This window comes from Ruminococcus sp. 1001136sp1 (genome assembly GCF_039841815.1).
GTDB classification, from domain to species: domain Bacteria; phylum Bacillota; class Clostridia; order Lachnospirales; family Lachnospiraceae; genus Blautia_A; species Blautia_A faecis.
Genome location: NZ_JBDPGY010000005.1, coordinates 38016 through 57490 on the forward strand (window position 1 = coordinate 38016; position 19475 = coordinate 57490).

Consider the following 19475-nt stretch of genomic DNA (forward strand, 5'->3'; position numbering starts at 1 on the left):
TTGACATGGCGTATATTTGTAGTCTGTAAAGTGCCGGATGGTTATGAGAGGTTAAAAATTATGGGAATGTTTGATCCAAAGAAAAGAAAACTTGTAACTGCGATCATTGCTGTTATTCTTGTTCTGGCAATGGTAGTTCCTGCTGTCCTCTCTCTTCTTCTGTAGGGAAAAGAGAAAATGAGGCTTGGAAAAGCGGCTATGGAAGCACTGCAGGCTGAAATCAGCGGGCTTCTTACGCCTGGAAACGAACTGGTGGTGGCTGGAGCCATTGCTCTTTACGGCACAGCGCAGATTGCAAGGGAAAAACATGAGATTTTAAGAGAGCATTTTTCAGAAGGTTTTTTACGGGAGGCAGAGAATCTGAGAACCCTTTACGGGACTGCGGATGAGATAAATGTAAAAGAGGCTGGCGCTACCGCTTTTTATGCAATGGGTGAGGGTGGTTTTCTGAGTGCTCTGTGGAAGATGGCGGAGGCTTCCCAGGTGGGACTGGAAATGGATTTTTCCAAGGTACCCATACGCCAGGAGACAATTGAAATTTGTGAAATCTTTGACATTAATCCTTATAAGCTGAATTCGGAAGGGGCTGTTCTGATCGGTATTCCGGCAGGAGAAGCATTGGTGCAGGAGCTTCGCAGAATGGGCATGATGGCTGCTGTGATTGGACAGACGAATGCTGGAAATGACAGAATGCTTTACTACAATGGGAATGGCAGGTATCTGGAGCGGCCGGCTAAAGACGAGATATATAAGATATTGCCTTAAAATCGAAATAAAACTGCTGTAATTACAGGAGAGTATAAAAACTATGGGAACATTAAACATTGTACTTCATGAGCCGGAGATTCCGGCGAACACAGGAAATATAGGACGTACCTGCGTGGCTACAGGAACCAGGCTCCATCTGATCGAGCCGTTGGGATTTTCATTAAGTGAGAAAGCACTGAAACGTGCCGGAATGGACTACTGGAAAGATCTGGATGTAACTACTTATCTGGATTATGAAGATTTTCTGGAGAGAAATCCTGGAGCGAAGATTTATTATGCGACTACGAAAGCACCTCAGACTTATGCGGATGTGAAGTATGAGGACGACTGCTTTATCATGTTTGGCAAGGAGAGCGCTGGAATCCCGGAAGAGATTCTCCGTGACAATCAGGAGACTTGCGTAAGGATTCCTATGCTGGGAGAAACAAGATCCCTGAATCTGAGTAATTCGGTTGCCATTATTCTTTATGAAGCCTTTCGTCAGCATGACTTTGCCCATTTGAAACTGGATGGGCATCTGCGCAAATATGACTGGAAATAGTAAAAGACCTGGAGCTTTTTTCAAACACGCTCCAGGTCTTCGTTTATAAAAAGAATTGCTGAATAATTTATTTTGCTTTCTTTAAAGTAAAAATGAATTCTGTTCCAACACCTTCCGTGCTGATCACATTAATATTCTGATTATGAGCTTTGATGATCTCTTTCACAATAGAAAGCCCAAGTCCTGTACCTTTCCGGTCTTTTCCGCGGGAGGTATCTGTCTTGTAAAATCTGTCCCACACCTTGGACAGGCTGTCCTTGGGGATTCCTACTCCGTGATCCTTCACAGAAACGAAAACCTTATCATTTTTTACGGATGTTTCAATGTTGATCGAGGAATTGTCATTACTGAATTTGATTGCATTGTCCAATAAATTGTACAGTACCTGCTGGATCTGTTCCATATCTGCCTCTACGAACAGCTCTCTTCCGGAAAGCAGCAGTTCCAGGTCAATATTCTTTTTGGAACAGATTACCTCAAACGTATTGGCAGTATTTTTGATCACATCATTAATATCAAATTTGCGGATATTCATCATCCGTTTCCGTTCATCCAGATCATTCAGCACCAGAAGGCTCCGCGTCAGTTTTTCCAGACGGTCAGCTTCATGGGAAATGATATTTAAATATTTGTCCTGCAATTCCGGGGGGATGGTGCCATCCAGAATTGCCTCCACATATCCTTTGATGGAAGTCAGAGGAGAGCGGAAATCGTGGGAAACATTGGCAATAAAGGTGCGCTGGTATTCTCCGTTCTGGTTGATCCTGTCTGCCATGTAGTTCAGAGTTTTGGCAAGATAGCCCATTTCGTCCTCGGATTTCACTGGAATGCGATAACTCAGATCTCCGTTGGCATATTCGGAAGCCCCCTTGATGATCTGCTGCATTGGAGTATGGATCCATTTCTGATAGCAGAGAAGGAGCAGTCCGCACAAGGCATACACGGCAAAAAAAACCATCTGAAGAATTCCAAGAAGACCGCTTCGTTTCTGATAAAGCTGCTGCATGTCATAATGGTAGGTAACATAGCCTTCTGTTACACCGGAATTTTCCACCGATATCATCACATTAAGATGGGGACTGGAAAAATAGCCATAAAAATTACTGATCTGATATTGGGTATTAAGCCAGAAGTCCAGATCAGAATAGGGAATGGAAATTGTGTTTGCAGCAGAGAATTTTTCAGAGGATGTTCCATTCTCTGGGATTTTATCTGTTTCTGAAGTCTGAACTTCAGAATCGGCAGTGGATTTCGCAGAACTGACGTTATATTCCAGATTTGAGGACTGCACGATCACATGGAAATTTTTATCCAGGATCAGTATCCCGGCTTCCTCTCCGGAAGCCAGAATATCCATAATCTTTTCCAGTCCTTTGCTATCATTGTCTGCAACTTGCTGTACAGTGACAGCATCAGAAGCAAATCGTACAGCACTGTCATACAGCCTTGCGCCAACTTCTTCTTCCAGATAGGTTTCCACGAAATGAGAGCCACCTGCTGTAGCGAAAAGGAAGCCTACAATTCCAATGAAAATATAACTGCAGATCAGTTTGCTGTGAACCGTTTTTCTCATTCGCTTTTTACCTCAAACTTGTATCCGATTCCCCAGACTGTAGAAATAGACCAGTTCGGATGATCTTTGATTTTTTCGCGCAGACGTTTAATGTGAACGTCTACAGTTCTGGTATCGCCAATATATTCGTAGCCCCAGATGTGGTCCAGTAGCTGCTCTCTGGTGAATACCTGATTGGGTGAGGAAGCAAGGAAATAGAGAAGCTCCAGCTCCTTAGGCGGCATGTCTACCTGTTTTCCCATATAAGTAACGGAATAGTTGGTAAGGTTGACAATAAGATCCGGATAAGTGGCACATTTCTCATCGCTTACAACTGCAGCCTGTTTGGGCTGGAAACGGCGTAGAACTGCACGGACACGGGCAACCAGTTCTTTTGAATCAAAAGGCTTGATAATGTAGTCGTCGGCGCCAAGCTCCAGGCCAAGTACCTTGTCAAAGGTTTCTCCTTTTGCGGAAAGCATAATGATCGGCACGTCTGAGGTGTGGCGGATCTCACGGCAGACCTGATAGCCGTCAATACCTGGAAGCATCAGATCCAGAAGAATCAGGTTCGGGCGAAAAGTCTGAAATTCTTTTAAAGCCAGCTCGCCATCGTTTACAATTTTTGTTTCGAAACATTCTTTGGTAAGATACAGAGAAATCAGCTCTGCAATATTGTTGTCATCATCGACAATGAGGATTTTCTGTTTAGCAACCATAGTTTCTCCTTATAAAATATAGTTATTTCTTAAATTCTACAATGGTAACACCAGCATCTCCTTCGCCAAATTCAGCCAGGTGGAAATCAGCCACATGCTTCTGGCGGCGGAGATAATTGTGTACTCCTTTTCGAAGGGCACCGGTACCTTTACCATGTACGATACGCACGCTCTTTAAGTGTGCCAGATAAGCGTCATCCAGATATTTATCCAGTTCTGCCACAGCCTCATCTACAGTTTTTCCAAGAAGATTGATTTCAGTGGAAACACTGGTAGACTTGGACATGCGGATCTTGCCTGCTCCTGTTCTGGAAAGTCCAGGAGTGTTGATAACTGGTTCGTCAACAAGCTCCAGGTCAGAAATATGAACCTTGGAACGGATGATACCCATCTGTACAAAAAGGAAGCCTTTGGAATCGGGATGACTGCTGACTGTTCCTTTCAGATTCATACTCAGTACCTGAACGGTATCTCCAAGGGAAAGATCCTTAGGCTTCAGCTCTTTTTTCGGTTTCTTTACGGTGGTGTTCATGGACATGCCCTTTTCGGCTTTGTTCATGCGGTTTCTAAGATTCTGGCGTTCTTTTTCAATGGCAGCAGTGTCCACGTGATCTTTCTGGAATTTGTGGAACATTTTCATGGTCTGATCTGCGTATTCCTTAGCATCTGCAAGAATCTTACGGGCTTCTTCGTTGGCTTCGCGCAAGATCCGCTCTTTACGCTCGTCCAGCTTCTCCTGCTTGGACTCTAACTCCTGTTTCAAGGAAGCAATCTGGGTTTTGTAACGCTCTGCTTCCTGACGCTCGTTTTCGATGATCACGCGGCTGTTTTCCAGGGAGGTAAGTACATCCTCGAAGGACTCGTCCTTCTGGCTGATCTGATCTTTGGCGCGCTCAATGATAAAGTCCGGAAGTCCAAGTTTGGAAGAAATCGCAAAGGCATTACTCTTTCCAGGAACACCGATGAGCAGACGGTAAGTAGGACGCAGGGTTTCCACATTAAACTCACAGCAGGCATTTTCAACGCCGTCAGTGGACAGGGCATAAACTTTCAGTTCACTGTAATGGGTGGTTGCCATAGTGCGGATGCCCTGTTCATGCAGGAAGGACAAAATGGAGATGGCAAGTGCCGCTCCTTCTGTCGGGTCGGTACCAGCGCCAAGCTCATCAAAAAGCACCAGAGAGTCCTGATCTGCTTTTTTCAGGAAAGACACTACGTTGGTCATATGTGAGGAAAAGGTACTGAGAGACTGCTCGATGCTCTGCTCGTCCCCGATATCTGCGTAAACCTCACGGAAAACAGAAAGCTCGGAGCGGTCCAGGGCTGGAATGTGAAGTCCCGCCTGTCCCATCAGGGTCAGAAGCCCAACTGTTTTAAGGGAAACGGTTTTACCACCAGTATTTGGTCCGGTTACAACAAGGAGGTCGAAGTCTTCTCCAAGACGGATGTCAATGGGAACGGCTTTTTTTCTGGGAATGAGCGGGTGGCGTGCCTGTTTCAGGTGAATGCGTTTCTCTGTATTGAAAATGGGTTCTGTGGCATTCATATCCAGTGCAAGTCCTGCTCTGGCAAAAATGAAATCCAGCTGGATCATAATGTCAAGGTCTGCGCGAATGGCGTCCACATTCTGGGCGGTCTGTTCACTTAAGGTAGCGAGAACTGCCTCAATCTCTTTCTGTTCTTGAAGCTCCAGCTCGCGGATGTCGTTGTTTAGTTTGACAATCGCCAGAGGCTCAATGAATAAAGTGGAGCCGGTGGAAGACTGGTCGTGGATCATACCTGGAACCTGACCTTTGTATTCGGCTTTTACCGGGATACAGTAGCGGCCGTTTCGCATGGTGATAACGGAGTCCTGAAGGTAATTGCGGGCGCTGCCGTTTACCAGAGAGGCCAGCTGGGTGTGGATGCGGTCATTGGCAACTTTCATGCTGCGGCGTACATGCATCAGACCGGCACTGGCGTCGTCACTGATTTCGTCCTGGGAAATGATGCAGCGGCGGATTTCGGCTGAGAGGGGAGTCAATGGCTCCAAACTCTCAAACATGCCGTCCAGAGAGTCTTCTCTTGCATCTCCGCGCTCATTTCGGGAGTAGGCTTTGACACGGTTGGTATTTTCCAGAAGTCCGGCAATGGCAAGGAGTTCGGAAATTCCAAGGGAACTTCCGATTTCCAGACGTTTCAGTGAGCCGCGCACGTCTTTTACGCTTCCAAAGGAGATGTTTCCTTTCTGGAAAAGGCGTGTGAGGGCGTCTCTGGTCTGGGTCTGCATATGACGGATTTCGTAAACATCTTCAGAGGGCAGGAGGTGCCTGCACAGGTCTTTCCCCATCTGGGAAGAAGCCTTCTCTGTCAGTTGGTCGATAATCTTGTAGTATTCAAGTGATTTTAAAGCTTTTGGATTCATAATATCTCCTATAAATCAATTGCTATTTAATGTGTTGGTCGTTATTCCGGACGCGATTTCACAATGTATATTCACCGCCGCGCGTCGCAACGTTCCGGCAAGCTAATGACTAACTACGACTAAGACGCTCAGGAGAGCCTTCGCGCCTAAGTCTCCGTAAGTCATGGATCTCGCCTCCACTAAAACCGCTCCTGAAATGCGCGGCTTGCGAATATACATTGCAAAATCGCTGGTTACTGGAAAGGGAAGAAAGAAACAGTAACGACAACAACGGGGGATGGGGGGAAGTAGTTGGTATCCCGCAACTTTATTGTTTTTTGCAAATCTATCGTTGCCAAGAAAGTGTAGGGAAGCCAGTCACTCACCCTCACCCCTGTTGAAAGTTCCTATGTACAAATAAGTCCCAGCCAGTACACAGCATTCGGGCAATGGTTATTGCTCTAGCGAGCCATTTCAAGCGCGGTTTTAGCGTAGGCGAAATCCACTGCTTACGGAGACTTAATCGTGAAGGCTCTCCTGAACGATTTAGTCGCAGTTAGCAGTTAGTTCGCTGGAGCGTTGCGCCGGCGAGTGAGCAATAACCATTGTCCGAGTGCGTCCGCCTTGAACAACTTTCAACACACTAAATAGCAAATTTGTAAACAATAATTACTGTACACCTTATTGTACATGATTTTCAAGGACTTGAAAAGGAAAAAGTGGGGAGAAATTCATAAAATGTTCATAAATATTTGTTATGATACAAAAGATTGTAATGTCTGGGAAAACGGACGTGTCTTTTTTAGAAAGGGAAGGAAATTATGCGTTTTTTAAATGAGTTGCATGAAGGCGACCGGATCAGTGGCATTTATCTGTGTAAGCAGAAGCAGCCGGCTGTGACCAAGAACGGAAAGCCTTATGAGAATATTATACTCCAGGATAAGACTGGAATGATGGATGGAAAGATCTGGGATCCGAATTCTCTTGGGATTGATGATTTTGACGCACTGGATTACATTGAAGTCATGGGAGACGTGACCAGCTTTGCAGGAGCTATGCAGCTGAATATCAAGCGTGTGCGCAAAGCAGGCGAGGGTGAGTACAATCCGGCAGATTATCTTCCGGTAAGTGAGAACAGCACGGATGATATGTATACCCAGCTGGTTGCCATGATCGGCACTGTGAAGAATACCTATCTGAATACACTTTTGAAGAAACTGTTTATAGAGGATAAAGAATTTTTGAAATCTTTCGAGGAGCATTCCGCAGCCAAAACCGTACATCATGGCTTTATAGGCGGGCTGATGGAGCATACTTTAAGTGTTGCCAGGCTTTGTGATTATATGGCATCTGCTTATCCGGTGATCAGGCGAGATATGCTGATCACAGCAGCACTTCTTCATGATGTAGGAAAAACAAGAGAACTTTCTTCTTTTCCACTGAATGATTATACAGATGAGGGACAGCTTCTGGGACATATTATAATCGGAGCACAGATGATTCATGATCTGATTAAGGAGATACCGGACTTTCCACTGGATCTGGAGAACCAGCTGGTACATTGTATTCTGGCACATCATGGCGAACTTGAGTACGGTTCCCCTAAGAAACCGGCTATGGTAGAGGCAGTTGCTTTGAATCTTGCAGATAATACAGATGCCCGCATGGAGACTCTTACCGAGATTTTTGCAGCAGATAAGAGCAAGAAAGAATGGCTTGGATTTAACAGAATATTTGAATCTAACTTAAGAAAGACAGGAGAATGGTAATCTTTATGGAGTATCGTAAGAATGATATTGTTACGTTAAAGATTGAAGATTGCGGAATTGACGGTGAAGGTATCGGAAAGGCTGATGGCTTCACCGTTTTTGTCAAAGATGCAGTAATCGGAGACACAGTCCGCGCAAAGATCATGAAAGCGAAGAAAAATTACGGTTACGGAAGATTGGAGGAGATTATCACTCCATCTCCTGACCGTGTGGAGCCGAAGTGTCAGTTTGCAAGACAGTGCGGAGGCTGTCAGCTGCAGGCCCTTTCTTATGAGAAGCAGCTGGAATTTAAGACTTCCAAAGTCAGGGGACATTTGGAGCGGATTGGCGGCTTTACAGATATTCCTATGGAGAAAATCCTGGGAATGGACCAGCCTTTCCACTATAGAAATAAAGCGCAGTTTCCAGTTGGAAAGTCAAAAGACGGCAGAATTATTACCGGATTTTATGCCGGCCGTACCCACAGTATTATTGAGAACCGGGACTGTGCTCTTGGGGTAACACGGAATAAGGAGGTTTTGGACCGTGTGATTGCGCATATGGAGAAGTTCCATATTCAGCCGTATGATGAGAACACTGGCAAGGGTTTAGTGCGCCATGTGCTGATCCGATATGGCTTTTTTACGGACGAGATGATGGTCTGTCTGATCATTAACGGGGAGAAGCTTCCTGGCGAAGAGGCTCTGGTGAAATCCCTTCGTCAGATTCCGGAGACTGTCAGTGTGATGGTAAATGTGAATAAGAAGCGAAATAATGTGATCCTTGGGGAAAAGGTGCGGCTGCTCTGGGGACAGCCATACATTACAGACAAGATCGGAGAGATTTCCTATCAGATTTCGCCGCTGTCCTTTTTTCAGGTAAATCCTTACCAGACAGGGCGTCTTTATGGAAAAGCACTGGAATATGCACAACTTTCCGGAAATGAGACTGTGTGGGATCTTTACTGCGGAATTGGAACAATTTCTCTGTTTCTTGCACAGAAGGCAAAGATGGTAAGGGGCGTGGAGATCATTCCTGCTGCCATTGAGAATGCTAAAGAGAATGCATGTCTGAACGGATTTGATAATACGGAATTTTTTGTGGGAAAAGCGGAGGAAGTGCTTCCAGAGCAGTTTGCACGCACTGGTGAGCGTGCTGACGTGATTGTAGTAGACCCGCCGAGAAAAGGCTGCGACGAGACCTTGCTTTCTACCATTATCAAAATGCAGCCCGACCGGGTAGTTTACGTAAGCTGCGACAGCGCAACTCTGGCACGGGATTTGAAGTATCTTTGTGAAAGAGGCTACGAATTGAAGAAAGTCTGCCCGGTTGATATGTTCCCGAATACGGTGTCGGTGGAGACGGTTGTTCTTTTGTCCCAACTGAAACAAAAGCCGGATGATTACATTAATGTCACGATTGAACTTGATGATATGGATATAACATCTGCAGAGACTAAGGCTACATATGATGAGATAAAGAAATATGTGGCTGAACATAATGCCGGCATGAAGGTTTCCAATCTGTATATCTCACAGGTAAAGAGAAAATGCGGAATTGAGGTTGGAAAGAATTATAATTTACCTAAAAATGAAGATAGCAGGCAACCGCAGTGTCCAGAAGATAAAGAGAGTGCAATTGTGGAGGCATTGAAGCATTTTAAGATGAATAGTTAATAAAGAGAGGTGCAGATGCTATGCCAGGTATACTCGTGGTTGAAGATGATGAAAATTTAAATCGTGGAATTACATTCTCACTGAAAAAATCCGGATATGAGGTTTTTTCAGCAGAATCAGTGAAAAAAGCGAAAAGAATTGCAAGTGATAATAATGTGGATGTTACCATTTGTGATGTGAATCTTCCGGATGGGAATGGACTGGAATTTGTAAGGTGGATGAGATGCAATTATAATACATACATTATTTGTCTTACAGCACTAGATCAGGAGATGGATCAGGTTATGGGATATGAAGCAGGGGCGGATGATTATATTACAAAGCCGTTTAGTCTTTCGGTACTTCTTTTGAAAATAGAAGCATATTTCCGTCGCAGACAGGAGAAAACGGAAGCTGGAAAGATGATTTCGGGAGATATCGTATTTATCGCAGGAGAAATGAAAGTTCTGATAAAGAGTCGTGAAATCAGTCTGACAAAAACGGAGTTGAAAATGCTGACTTTTTTTCTTCAGAATCCGAAACAGATTCTTTCAAAAACACAAATATTGGAAAATGTGTTTGATCTGGAAGGGGATTTTGTGGATGAAAATACAATCGCTGTCAATATCAGAAGACTCCGTGAGAAAATTGAAGACAATCCGGCTGCACCGGTCTATATAAAGAATATCAGAGGTCTTGGGTATATATGGAATCAGGAGGTAAGGCAGTGACAAAGAGATATCACAGGAAACTCACATCAGCCTTGTCTTTGGTATTGCCGGTCATATTAGTGTTTGCAATATTAAATTGCTTTACCACGTATGTGTTTTATGAAGATTATAAATATAAAATGAATCTTATGACAGAGATTGCTGCAAAGGAAGAATTTTCCGGGCTGGATGCTGTTTCGGAATTGCTTAAGGATAAGGATATTGAAACTAACGAACAGGGAAGGCGATTATTGGAGCAATATGGATACTGGGGGAATAAAGGGAATGCATTTTATTCGCAATTCCGACATCAGGTTATGGTGACCGGTGCTGTAAGCACTGTGATATGCGTGCTTCTTTTGACTTTTTTATTTTATTGGAAGAAAAAAGAAGATGCGAATCATCAGAAAATTTTAGACCAGTTGGAAGAAATTCTGATCAGATTCCGTGAAAATAAATTTGATGATTTACTGAAAACGGAAAATCATGCAGAACTGGAAAAATTGAATGACCAGCTTGAAGCAATCGGACATCATATTCAGTTGATAAAGGAAGAAGCAAGGGCAGAAAAGGAGAACACGAAAGAAATGGTTTCTGATATTTCTCACCAGTTAAAGACACCGGTTGCAGCTTTGGATACATGTTTTAGTGTGCTGATGCAGAATGACTTAAGTGCCACAGAACAGGAGGAGTTTCGTATCCGTTGTCGGAGTGCTCTGGATGGACTGGAGACATTATTGCAGTCGCTTCTTGAAATATCCAAGATGGAAACTGGACTGATTCAGATTAATAAGAAAAAACTTCCGCTTATGGATACTGTCATATCTGCTGTGAATCGCACTTATCCTAAAGCGGATGAGAAAGAAATTGAATTCGTTTTTGACTATGAAAAAGAGTTGGAAACATGCACGATTATGCAGGATAAAAGGTGGCTTGGTGAAGCTGTGATCAACGTTCTGGATAATGCGGTCAAGTACAGTCCGTGTGGTTCAAAAATATTTATCCGGTTACAAAAAAGAAACGATCTTGTAAGAATGGAAATTGAGGATCAGGGAATTGGTATTCCGCAGAATGAGTATCACAAAATTTTTCAACGATTTTACAGAGGAAGTTCCAAGGAGGTCATGGAAAAGAGTGGTACAGGAATCGGACTTTTTCTATCGAGAGAAATTATCGAAAAACACGCAGGTACGATTACGGTAACCTCCGGCAAAAAGAAAAAAGGAAGCACGTTTGTGATTCAATTACCATATGTTGGTTAAATTTTAAGTGAGCAGAAATCTTACAATTCTGTAAGACTTCTGCTCGTTTTTTGAAAGTGAAATGAAAGATTGCCCTGATACAATTTGGATGTAGGATGAAAAGGAGGCAACACATGAGTGTGATATTAGAAACCAAGCAGCTTTGTAAGTTTTATGGCGCAGGTGAGAATCAAGTCAAAGCGGTCAATCAGGTGGACATTCAGATTGAGCAGGGAGAATTTGTCGCAATTGTTGGAAAGTCAGGTTCCGGTAAAAGTACATTACTTCATATGCTTGGAGGGCTAGACACCCCGACAAAAGGCAGTGTTACTTTAGCAGGGAAAGATTTATACAGGATGAAGGAAGATGCCCTTGCTGTTTTCCGCAGAAGAAAAATCGGATTTGTTTTTCAGGCATTTAATCTGGTTTCATCTGTTAATGTCTGGGAAAATATTGTACTGCCACTGGGGCTGGATGGAAGAAAAGTGGATGAAGCGTATGTAAATGATATTATTGCAACTCTGGGGATTGAAAACCGGATTTATAATCTGCCAAATCAGTTATCCGGAGGACAGCAGCAGAGAGTAGCAATTGCAAGAGCACTGGTGAATCGTCCGGAAATTATATTTGCAGATGAGCCGACAGGAAATCTTGATTCTAAGACCAGTGATGAGGTAATCGCTCTGCTTAAGATGACAGCAAAAAAATATGGACAGACAATTGTAATGATTACCCATGATGACGAAATTGCACAGGTCGCTGACCGTATTCTGGTGATTGAGGACGGACAGGTGGTGGATTTCAGATGAAGACAATAAGCAGGATTGCATATAGCAATGACAAAAAGAACAAGACAAGAAGTATACTGATTATGATGTCCATATGTCTGACTACGATGCTGCTTGTGATTATCAGTACTGTGGGAAATGGAATGATCCGTTTGCAGAAAAGTCAGGCGGCAAGCTCATATGGAAGCAATTATGGCCTGTTTATCGCCGCAGATGGTACGCAATTAAAAGAAGTGGAACGCAGAGCTGAGATATCTGATATCGGCATCATGTGTACGGAGGGCATCCTGAAAGGAAATGAAAATGGCGGCTTTGTCAGTGCGGATGAAACGGTCAGGAAAATGCTTCCCTATAATCAGGAATATGTGTTGAAGGAAGGTACCTATCCGGAAAAGGCGCAGGAAATTGCCGCAGGACGCGCTTTCTTTGATGCAGTGGGATACCATGATGTAAAGGTCGGAGACATCGTAACATTGGAGTACCGTTCCGGCATGCAGTCGGAATACGCACCGGTGGAATTTACTGTCAGCGGGATTTTATATGACCGGGATGAATATACCATCGAGGCTTCCTATGTTGTATTCGGTTCGCAGGATTTTTATAATGAGCGTGTTGCGGAGGGTGACAGGCAATATAATATCTATTTTACCTTGAGCGATTCTGCAAATGTATCTATGAATAATGTTGCGCCTGTTATAAAAGAAATCGCGGATTCCTGCGGCATTGACCAGAAAAACGTGATCATCAATGACCTCTACCTGCAGTGGGTATTGCAGCCGAGCTATGAAATGATTGTGGTTTGTGGAACCCTGATCCTCGGAATCGTGCTGTTTTCCGTTGTGGTCATTTATAATATCTTCCAGGTCGGGATCGCCCAGAAGGTTCAGGAGTACGGAAAAATCAAGGCGCTGGGTGCAACCAGAAAGCAGATGAAGCAGTTGATCTTTCGTGAGGGCATTCTTCTGGCGGTTCTTTCGATACCGCTGGGGCTGCTGTTTGGTTTCCTGATTGCAAAAGTCAGTTTCAACTGGCTGGTGGAGCAGGGAAATCTGGTATCGTCCGGAATCAAGAACCATCAGGTGCCTCTGTTTTCACTAACAATTATGCTCATCTGCATTTTTGTATCGTTTCTTACGGTCGTTTTGGCTCTGCGCAAACCCATGAAAATTGTTTCCCGGATTTCACCAATCGAAGCGACACGGTATCTTGACGGCTCCAAAACGCAAAAACAGGGCAGACGAAAAGGCAGAAAAGATGTCACCGTTTTCTCCATGGCAATGGCAAATGTGACAGGCAATCCGAAAAGAACCATTGCTACGATTCTTACCATGGGGCTTTCCTGTGTATTGTTTGTAATTATCTCTAATTATGTTGGGAATATTGACCCGGAGTACGAGGCGCGGATTGCAATCAACCATGGACAATTTGAGTTGCAGCTGGATTATTCCCAGAATTATGATGAAGCCTATTCGGAGAATAATCTGGACACAATCCTACAGAACAACCCACTGAATGATTCATTGATTAAAGAAATCAAATCCATCCCCGGTGTAACGGATGTACTGACGAGAGAAATCGTCTCTGCAGATCTGAACGGAACAAAATTTCCGGTTGCAATCGTAAATCAAGAGGATTTTGAAATGATGCGCGGGGATGGCGATATCGGTTCCATGGACTATGCACAGGCTGTCAAAAACGGGGATGTTTTCTTTGGCTGGTCCATGTGGATGGAAGCTGACGGGTATTCTGCGGGTGCACCGATTACATTCAACTTTGATAACGGAAGCGGAACCTATACCTATCATGGGAAAATCGCAGGCTCCTTTGTAAGCGCGGACACTTATCTGGTCATTCCGGAAGAAGTATACCGCTCTGTAGATCCGAAAGGGACATCTTATGGATACCTGTGGGTGGATTGTGCTAAAAAAGATGTGGCATCTGTAGAGCAAAGCCTGAATGACCTGCTCTCCGATACTTCTCATATCAAGCTGAACACCTATCACGCAGAATTGCAAACTGCAGAATACGCAAGCCGTATGATGAAGCTTGGCTGCTATCTGTTCATGGCAATTGTCGGTCTCATTGGGTTTATGAATCTGGCAAACACCATGATCATCAATATCACCACGAAGAAGCAGGAATATGGTGTATTACAGGCTGTGGGTATGACAAATAAACAATTAAATTTATGCCTGCAGTTACAGGGACTGATTTTTACGGTTGGCACCATATGTGTAGCACTTATCGTTGGTCTGCCACTTGGCTATGCGCTCTTTGCCTATGCAAAGCATAATGGAATATTTGGAATGAATGTCTATCATGTTCCAATTACACCAATTCTTGCTATGATTTTGCTGGTCAGTCTTTTGCAGATTGTGCTTTCCCTCGTTTTAAGCAGTAATCTGAAAAAGGAAACGCTGGTAGAAAGAATAAGGTATCAGGGATAGCAAGTAATATGTAATGAACTAGGTCTTAACGAAGAGGAGAAATAGATAACTTCCATTTTGTATGCTATCAAGGCTGTCCTGAAATATTTTGCGATGATCTAAGAATATCGCTGATTTCAAGGAGGAATAACACATGAAAAGCACATTTGAAAAAATAGGTGGAACCTACACACTGGGAGCAGACGGAATTTACTATCCGAATCTTGTCAGTACAGATGAAGAACCGCATTATGGGAAATATGGAATGATTCGGAAAACGTATCTGAAAGAGCATCGTCCGGCAATGTATTCTCTGTATATGTTGGAAGACAGATTAACAGAACATCTGAATGCTGTGGACGATGAAGCACAGGAGAGGATGGATATTCTGGTGCGTCAGATGATGGAGAAGCAAGGCGTTACGGAAGAATTGAAAGCTCGTGATCAGATGGTGTGGGTTGGAGCTGTAAATAATATCCGGAATGCAGCAGAAGAGATTGTGTTAAAAGAACTGATTTACAGGTAAACAAAGAGCTGAACAAGTAGGACGAAAAATCCTGTTTGTTCAGCTTTTGTGTTTATAAGGGGCCAAAGAAGCAAATTACAATTCTATAGAAAGTGATCTTTTCTAAGTTTCGGAAGGCTGGTTTTTTCCGTCATAGTTATAAGTTGCCGATTTAATTATTCCATAGTATGGCTTAAAAAATATTCGAATATAACTTTATAGAAATAATCATAATGGGGAGATTATTTGATGAATTATGTGCTAATATTCTGCAATTCTACTGCTGGTCGATTGATTTATGCACACTCTCATTATAATATGTGTGCAGGAGGTGGATATATGTATCAGATTAGTAATGAAAAATTCGGTTTATTTGTAACCGAATTAAGAAAGGAAAAGAATTTAACTCAAAAGGATTTGGCTGAAAAATTATATGTATCAGATAAAACAGTTAGCAAATGGGAACGTGGTCTTAGTATGCCCAATGTCGTATTACTCATACCAATAGCTGATATATTAGATGTTACCGTTACAGAATTGTTACGTGGAGAAAAAATAGATACACAGAAAAATATTGAAAAAAAAGAAATCGAGGAATTGGTGGTAGGCTCTCTCGATATGGCTGTTAGGGATTCTATTCACCAGCATAGAAAAAACTGGATATTAGCATATTTGTTATGTTTTTTTATATCTATTACAGAAATTATTATGTTAGTTGTATCTGAAAGTTCGTTAGCTGAGATGAAAGGGGATATATTGCTGGTTACAGGGGGAATGCTTTTATTTGGTGCATGGTTTTGTTTCTTTGCAAAAGACATATTACCAACATATTATGATGCCAATAAGATAAATTATGTTTCACAAGGAATTTTTAGAATACATCTAGTTGGTTTATCTTTTAACAATGGAAATTGGATATACATCTGCACAACTTTAAAAATATGGACACTTGCAACGGTTGTTCTATATCCTCTTGCAGGTATTATAATAATCAATTGTTTCAATATAGCTTTATGGGATATTTTGAATAAAATTTTCTTAATTATGATATTAGGTGGTATGGTAGTTTCGATTTACATTATTGGGAAAAAATACGAATAATTAAATTACCTGTTATCGTTGTGGATAGTACTAATTTACAACATTCTTCATGGGAAATATGGAATGATGCAGAAGAGTGGTTCTGTTTCATAGGCTTTGATTCCGGTTGGCGTGACGGTGTTTGCTGTTTTCATATTGCCATAGCCATGATCTACAGCGATGATTTTTGTGTTTCTGAGTTCTCGCATAAAAAATACCTCCGTTTTCGTATTGATTGATTCAGCAGGCTGTACCGGTGTGGTACTGCTTTGCTGTGAGATAAGCATACGAAAATCGGAGGGAACAGTAACTATTTCTGAATGCAGCAAATTTTTATTATAGAACATTACTTTACAAGAAGAATAAAAAAGCATATAATTCTTTTATAATATATTTAATAAAAGAGGGTAAGAAAACGGAAAATAAAGATAAAAAAAATATAACAAGAAAAAAAATAATTAATTATGTTCTAAACAATCATGTTACATCCAAGGCAGAAATCGCAAAAGAGTTAAACTTGAGTATGCCGACTGTGTTAGCAAATGTGAATGACTTGTTAGAAAAAAGGGTGTTGGAAGAAACTGGGGAATATGCTTCAACCGGTGGAAGGAAGGCAAAAAGTATAGGGATTAATAAGTCATACTGTCATGCAATGGGAATTTTGATTACAGCGAATCATATAGAAATGGTATTAGTAAATCTTGGAGATGAGATTATAAAAAAAGATCGCATCCGTTTAAAATTTACGGCTGAATTATCTTATTGTACAGAGGTGGCACAAAAGGTCAAAACTTTTCTGGAAGGCGAAGTAGCGAAGGACACGCTACTTGGGATTGGAGTGGCGATTCCAGGAATTATTGATCAGAAAGAACGGATTGTTTTAAAATCCCATGCTTTAGGTATAGAGAATTATAGTCTGCGCTTTTTAGAGCAGGCTCTGGAAATTCCAGCATATTTTGAAAACGATGCTAATGCTGCAATGCTTGCAGAAAAAAAGCAAAAGTATCCAAATGCGATATATCTGTCTTTGAACCACACATTAGGAGGTGCATTCTGCATAGATGGAAAGCTGTTTCGAGGGCAGAACCAGAAAGCAGGGGAGTTTGGTCACATGATACTCGTTCCCGGCGGAAGAAAGTGTTATTGTGGTAAATCAGGATGTGCAGATGCATATTGTGCTGCAAGTGTACTGACACAAGATAACAGGCAGTCACTGGATGCATTTATGGAAAAAATTGAAAGTGGTGATGAAAAAAATTTGCAGACATGGAATGAGTATTTGGATCATCTTGCTGTTTTGATATCAAATCTGCGGATGGCATATGATATGGACATCATACTAGGAGGTGATGTGGGAGGCATATTGTCAGATTATATGATACCACTGGGCGAAAAAGTGATGGCATATAATGGCTTTGAGCATGATGTTTCATACTTGAAAAATTGTTCGTATAAGAAAGAAGCGTCGGCTGTTGGAGCCGCGAAATACTTTTTTACAAAACATATGGTAGAATTGTAATTTTTTTGAACGCAGATAAGCAGTCCACCGCATCTGGTGCGTAGGGAATTAAGCGTTGGGTAAGGGGATGTTTAGTCTGTTGGAGTTAAAAACTCCCACTGACAGGTTGCAAAGCGAATGCGATGTCCGATTTATATGTGTGAAAAACGAGAAGTTGTGTAAAATTAGAAAAAGATATTATAGTAAAAAACGGAAAGAAAACAGTAACTACGGTTTCCTTTCCGTTTTTTTGCATGTTAATTGTGAAAAATATACAAAAAATATATTTTGAAATTATGAAATATATAAAAATATGAAAAAACATATTGACAAATTGTGTTTATAGGACAATAATATAATTACTTTAATAAAACGTTTTATAAAACGTATAATAATATAAAAAAGGAGGAAACAACTATGTTACAACAGGTAATGACAAATCCAGGAGAAATTATTTTCAGAGAGGTTCCGGTTCCGGAGGTAAAGGAAAATCAGGTTTTGGTAAAGATTATGAATATTGGTGTTTGTGGATCAGATATTCATGTTTATCATGGAAAACATCCGTTTACAAAATATCCGGTAACACAAGGACATGAGGTTTCCGGTGAGATTACAGAATTTGGAAAAAATGTCACAGAGTTTCATGTGGGACAGAAGGTGACGATAGAGCCTCAGGTATATTGTGGACATTGCTATCCATGTCGTCATGGAAAGTATAATCTCTGTGAGGAATTAAAAGTAATGGGATTTCAGACGACAGGAACAGCATCTGAGTATTTTGCAGTGGATGCATCTAAAGTAACACCTATTCCAGAAGATATGTCCTATGAAGAAGGCGCTATGATTGAACCTCTTGCTGTGGCAGTTCATGGTGTAAAACAGATAGGTGATGTGGCTGGCATGAATATTGCAGTTCTTGGAGCAGGACCGATTGGAAATCTCGTGGCACAGGCAGCAAAAGGAATGGGGGCAGCGAAAGTGATGATCACAGATATCAGTGATCTTAGACTGGCAAAGGCAAAAGAATGTGGAATTGATGTGTGTGTGAATACCAAAAATAAAGACTTCAGTGCGGCAATGCTCGAAGCATTTGGACCGGACAAGGCGGATGTGATCTACGACTGTGCCGGAAACAATATCACAATGGGACAGGCAATTAAATATGCAAGAAAAGGAAGCACGATTGTACTGGTGGCTGTTTTTGCAGGAATGGCAGAAGTAGATCTTGCAGTGGCAAATGACCACGAACTTGACATTAAGAGCACGATGATGTACCGCCATGATGATTATATAGATGGAATCAGATTGGTAAATGAGGGCAAAGTTCATTTGAAACCGCTCATCTCAAAGACATTTGCTTTTAAAGATTATCTGAAAGCATACCAGTATATTGATGATAACCGCGAGACAACGATGAAAGTAATTATCAACGTCAGTGAAAAGTAAGGAGTTCGTATGGAAAATAAATATGGAATTGTCGGAGTTGCCCATGTCGGGCTTCCGACAAACGATTTACAGAAAACAGTTGAGTTTTATAAGAGTCTTGGATTTGAAGTGATTATGCAGTCTTATAATGAAAAAGCAGGGGAAAAAGTGGCATTTTTACAGATAAAAAATTACTGTATAGAGACTTTTGAAAATGGGCAGGCGGCAATGTCAGACGGTGCATACCAACATGTTGCACTTGATGTGGAAGACATTGAAAGTATGTATCAGAAAATCTGCAATGAAAAATACACAATTATTACAGACGGAATCGAAGAACTACCATTTTGGGAAAATGGTGTGAAGTATTTTATGATTAAGGGACCAAATGAGGAAAGAATAGAGTTCTGTCAGAAACTCTGATAAAAATAGGAGA

General features: G+C 41.9%; 16 protein-coding genes and 1 pseudogene. 13 read left to right on the forward strand and 4 right to left on the reverse strand.

Annotated elements, in window-relative coordinates; translation table 11 throughout:
* Positions 1-177: 177 nt before the first annotated feature.
* Together ABHC48_RS05610 and ABHC48_RS05615 are read left to right on the forward strand one after the other, a co-directional pair.
* Positions 178-765, forward strand: coding sequence for an AIR synthase-related protein (locus ABHC48_RS05610; protein WP_173735093.1), 588 nt, complete (start codon positions 178-180; stop codon positions 763-765).
* A 43-nt stretch (positions 766-808) separates the two neighbouring features.
* The gene (locus ABHC48_RS05615) at positions 809-1309 is read left to right on the forward strand and encodes a tRNA (cytidine(34)-2'-O)-methyltransferase (protein ID WP_173718216.1); all 501 of its coding nucleotides are present in this window, start codon (positions 809-811) and stop codon (positions 1307-1309) included.
* A 67-nt stretch (positions 1310-1376) separates the two neighbouring features.
* On the opposite strand, the gene ABHC48_RS05620 is transcribed toward ABHC48_RS05615, so the two are convergent.
* The 3 genes from ABHC48_RS05620 to ABHC48_RS05630 are packed head-to-tail and all read right to left on the reverse strand — an operon-like array spanning position 1377 to position 5984.
* Positions 1377-2882, reverse strand: a complete 1506-nt coding sequence (locus tag ABHC48_RS05620; RefSeq protein WP_173771763.1) for a HAMP domain-containing sensor histidine kinase — start codon at positions 2880-2882, stop codon at positions 1377-1379.
* Positions 2879-3580: a response regulator transcription factor gene (locus tag ABHC48_RS05625; RefSeq protein ID WP_118582333.1), complete on the reverse strand. Its 702-nt coding sequence runs from the start codon at positions 3578-3580 to the stop codon at positions 2879-2881. The genes ABHC48_RS05620 and ABHC48_RS05625 overlap by 4 nt, the downstream gene beginning before the upstream one ends.
* 22 nt (positions 3581-3602) lie before the next feature.
* Positions 3603-5984, reverse strand: a complete 2382-nt coding sequence (locus ABHC48_RS05630) for an endonuclease MutS2 (RefSeq protein WP_173716889.1) — start codon at positions 5982-5984, stop codon at positions 3603-3605.
* 800 nt (positions 5985-6784) lie between these two features.
* On the opposite strand from ABHC48_RS05630, the gene ABHC48_RS05635 reads away from it, so the two are divergent.
* The 8 genes from ABHC48_RS05635 (at position 6785) to ABHC48_RS05670 (ending at position 16137) form a co-directional block, all read left to right on the forward strand.
* On the forward strand, positions 6785-7732 hold the full coding sequence (locus ABHC48_RS05635) for an HD domain-containing protein (RefSeq protein ID WP_195699064.1): 948 nt from the start codon (positions 6785-6787) through the stop codon (positions 7730-7732).
* A 5-nt stretch (positions 7733-7737) separates the two neighbouring features.
* Positions 7738-9387 (forward strand): 23S rRNA (uracil(1939)-C(5))-methyltransferase RlmD, encoded by a 1650-nt coding sequence (gene rlmD, locus ABHC48_RS05640; protein WP_347505245.1) that lies wholly within the window; start codon positions 7738-7740, stop codon positions 9385-9387.
* A gap of 20 nt (positions 9388-9407) precedes the next feature.
* Complete coding sequence (locus ABHC48_RS05645) at positions 9408-10097, forward strand: response regulator transcription factor (protein ID WP_117494501.1); 690 nt, start codon at positions 9408-9410, stop codon at positions 10095-10097.
* Positions 10073-11338: a HAMP domain-containing sensor histidine kinase gene (locus tag ABHC48_RS05650; RefSeq protein WP_195699057.1), complete on the forward strand. Its 1266-nt coding sequence runs from the start codon at positions 10073-10075 to the stop codon at positions 11336-11338. The genes ABHC48_RS05645 and ABHC48_RS05650 overlap by 25 nt, the downstream gene beginning before the upstream one ends.
* Before the next feature lie 113 nt (positions 11339-11451).
* A complete protein-coding gene (locus ABHC48_RS05655) occupies positions 11452-12126 on the forward strand; it encodes an ABC transporter ATP-binding protein (RefSeq protein ID WP_006426335.1) in 675 nt (224 codons plus the stop codon).
* Positions 12123-14552 carry an ABC transporter permease gene (locus ABHC48_RS05660; RefSeq protein WP_195699056.1) on the forward strand — a complete coding sequence of 810 codons (2430 nt, stop codon included), beginning with the start codon at positions 12123-12125 and terminating at the stop codon, positions 14550-14552. Before ABHC48_RS05655 ends, ABHC48_RS05660 begins: the two co-directional genes overlap by 4 nt.
* 133 nt (positions 14553-14685) lie before the next feature.
* Positions 14686-15057, forward strand: coding sequence for a TnpV protein (locus tag ABHC48_RS05665; RefSeq protein ID WP_173735086.1), 372 nt, complete (start codon positions 14686-14688; stop codon positions 15055-15057).
* A 318-nt stretch (positions 15058-15375) separates the two neighbouring features.
* Positions 15376-16137, forward strand: a complete 762-nt coding sequence (locus tag ABHC48_RS05670; protein WP_118581329.1) for a helix-turn-helix transcriptional regulator — start codon at positions 15376-15378, stop codon at positions 16135-16137.
* Positions 16138-16208: 71 nt separating this feature from the next.
* On the opposite strand, the pseudogene ABHC48_RS05675 reads toward ABHC48_RS05670, so the two are convergent.
* A pseudogene (locus ABHC48_RS05675) lies at positions 16209-16490 on the reverse strand (plasmid segregation actin-type ATPase ParM); the annotation flags it as partial.
* 65 nt (positions 16491-16555) lie between these two features.
* Here ABHC48_RS05675 and ABHC48_RS05680 point away from each other — a divergent pair.
* The 3 genes from ABHC48_RS05680 (at position 16556) to ABHC48_RS05690 (ending at position 19462) form a co-directional block, all read left to right on the forward strand.
* A complete protein-coding gene (locus ABHC48_RS05680) occupies positions 16556-17635 on the forward strand; it encodes an ROK family transcriptional regulator (RefSeq protein WP_272066915.1) in 1080 nt (359 codons plus the stop codon).
* A 396-nt stretch (positions 17636-18031) separates the two neighbouring features.
* Positions 18032-19060: an alcohol dehydrogenase catalytic domain-containing protein gene (locus tag ABHC48_RS05685; protein WP_118581284.1), complete on the forward strand. Its 1029-nt coding sequence runs from the start codon at positions 18032-18034 to the stop codon at positions 19058-19060.
* A 9-nt stretch (positions 19061-19069) separates the two neighbouring features.
* On the forward strand, positions 19070-19462 hold the full coding sequence (locus ABHC48_RS05690) for a VOC family protein (RefSeq protein ID WP_117760520.1): 393 nt from the start codon (positions 19070-19072) through the stop codon (positions 19460-19462).
* Positions 19463-19475 lie beyond the last annotated feature (13 nt).

Bases quoted from the DNA above. Each gene is read 5' to 3' on its own strand.
- ABHC48_RS05610 (WP_173735093.1), top strand. From the start codon at position 178: ATGAGGCTTGGAAAAGCGGCTATGGAAGCACTGCAGGCTGAAATCAGC.
- ABHC48_RS05615 (WP_173718216.1), top strand. From the start codon at position 809: ATGGGAACATTAAACATTGTACTTCATGAGCCGGAGATTCCGGCGAAC.
- ABHC48_RS05620 (WP_173771763.1), bottom strand. From the start codon at position 2,882: ATGAGAAAAACGGTTCACAGCAAACTGATCTGCAGTTATATTTTCATT.
- ABHC48_RS05625 (WP_118582333.1), bottom strand. From the start codon at position 3,580: ATGGTTGCTAAACAGAAAATCCTCATTGTCGATGATGACAACAATATT.
- ABHC48_RS05630 (WP_173716889.1), bottom strand. From the start codon at position 5,984: ATGAATCCAAAAGCTTTAAAATCACTTGAATACTACAAGATTATCGAC.
- ABHC48_RS05635 (WP_195699064.1), top strand. From the start codon at position 6,785: ATGCGTTTTTTAAATGAGTTGCATGAAGGCGACCGGATCAGTGGCATT.
- rlmD (WP_347505245.1), top strand. From the start codon at position 7,738: ATGGAGTATCGTAAGAATGATATTGTTACGTTAAAGATTGAAGATTGC.
- ABHC48_RS05645 (WP_117494501.1), top strand. From the start codon at position 9,408: ATGCCAGGTATACTCGTGGTTGAAGATGATGAAAATTTAAATCGTGGA.
- ABHC48_RS05650 (WP_195699057.1), top strand. From the start codon at position 10,073: ATGGAATCAGGAGGTAAGGCAGTGACAAAGAGATATCACAGGAAACTC.
- ABHC48_RS05655 (WP_006426335.1), top strand. From the start codon at position 11,452: ATGAGTGTGATATTAGAAACCAAGCAGCTTTGTAAGTTTTATGGCGCA.
- ABHC48_RS05660 (WP_195699056.1), top strand. From the start codon at position 12,123: ATGAAGACAATAAGCAGGATTGCATATAGCAATGACAAAAAGAACAAG.
- ABHC48_RS05665 (WP_173735086.1), top strand. From the start codon at position 14,686: ATGAAAAGCACATTTGAAAAAATAGGTGGAACCTACACACTGGGAGCA.
- ABHC48_RS05670 (WP_118581329.1), top strand. From the start codon at position 15,376: ATGTATCAGATTAGTAATGAAAAATTCGGTTTATTTGTAACCGAATTA.
- ABHC48_RS05685 (WP_118581284.1), top strand. From the start codon at position 18,032: ATGTTACAACAGGTAATGACAAATCCAGGAGAAATTATTTTCAGAGAG.
- ABHC48_RS05690 (WP_117760520.1), top strand. From the start codon at position 19,070: ATGGAAAATAAATATGGAATTGTCGGAGTTGCCCATGTCGGGCTTCCG.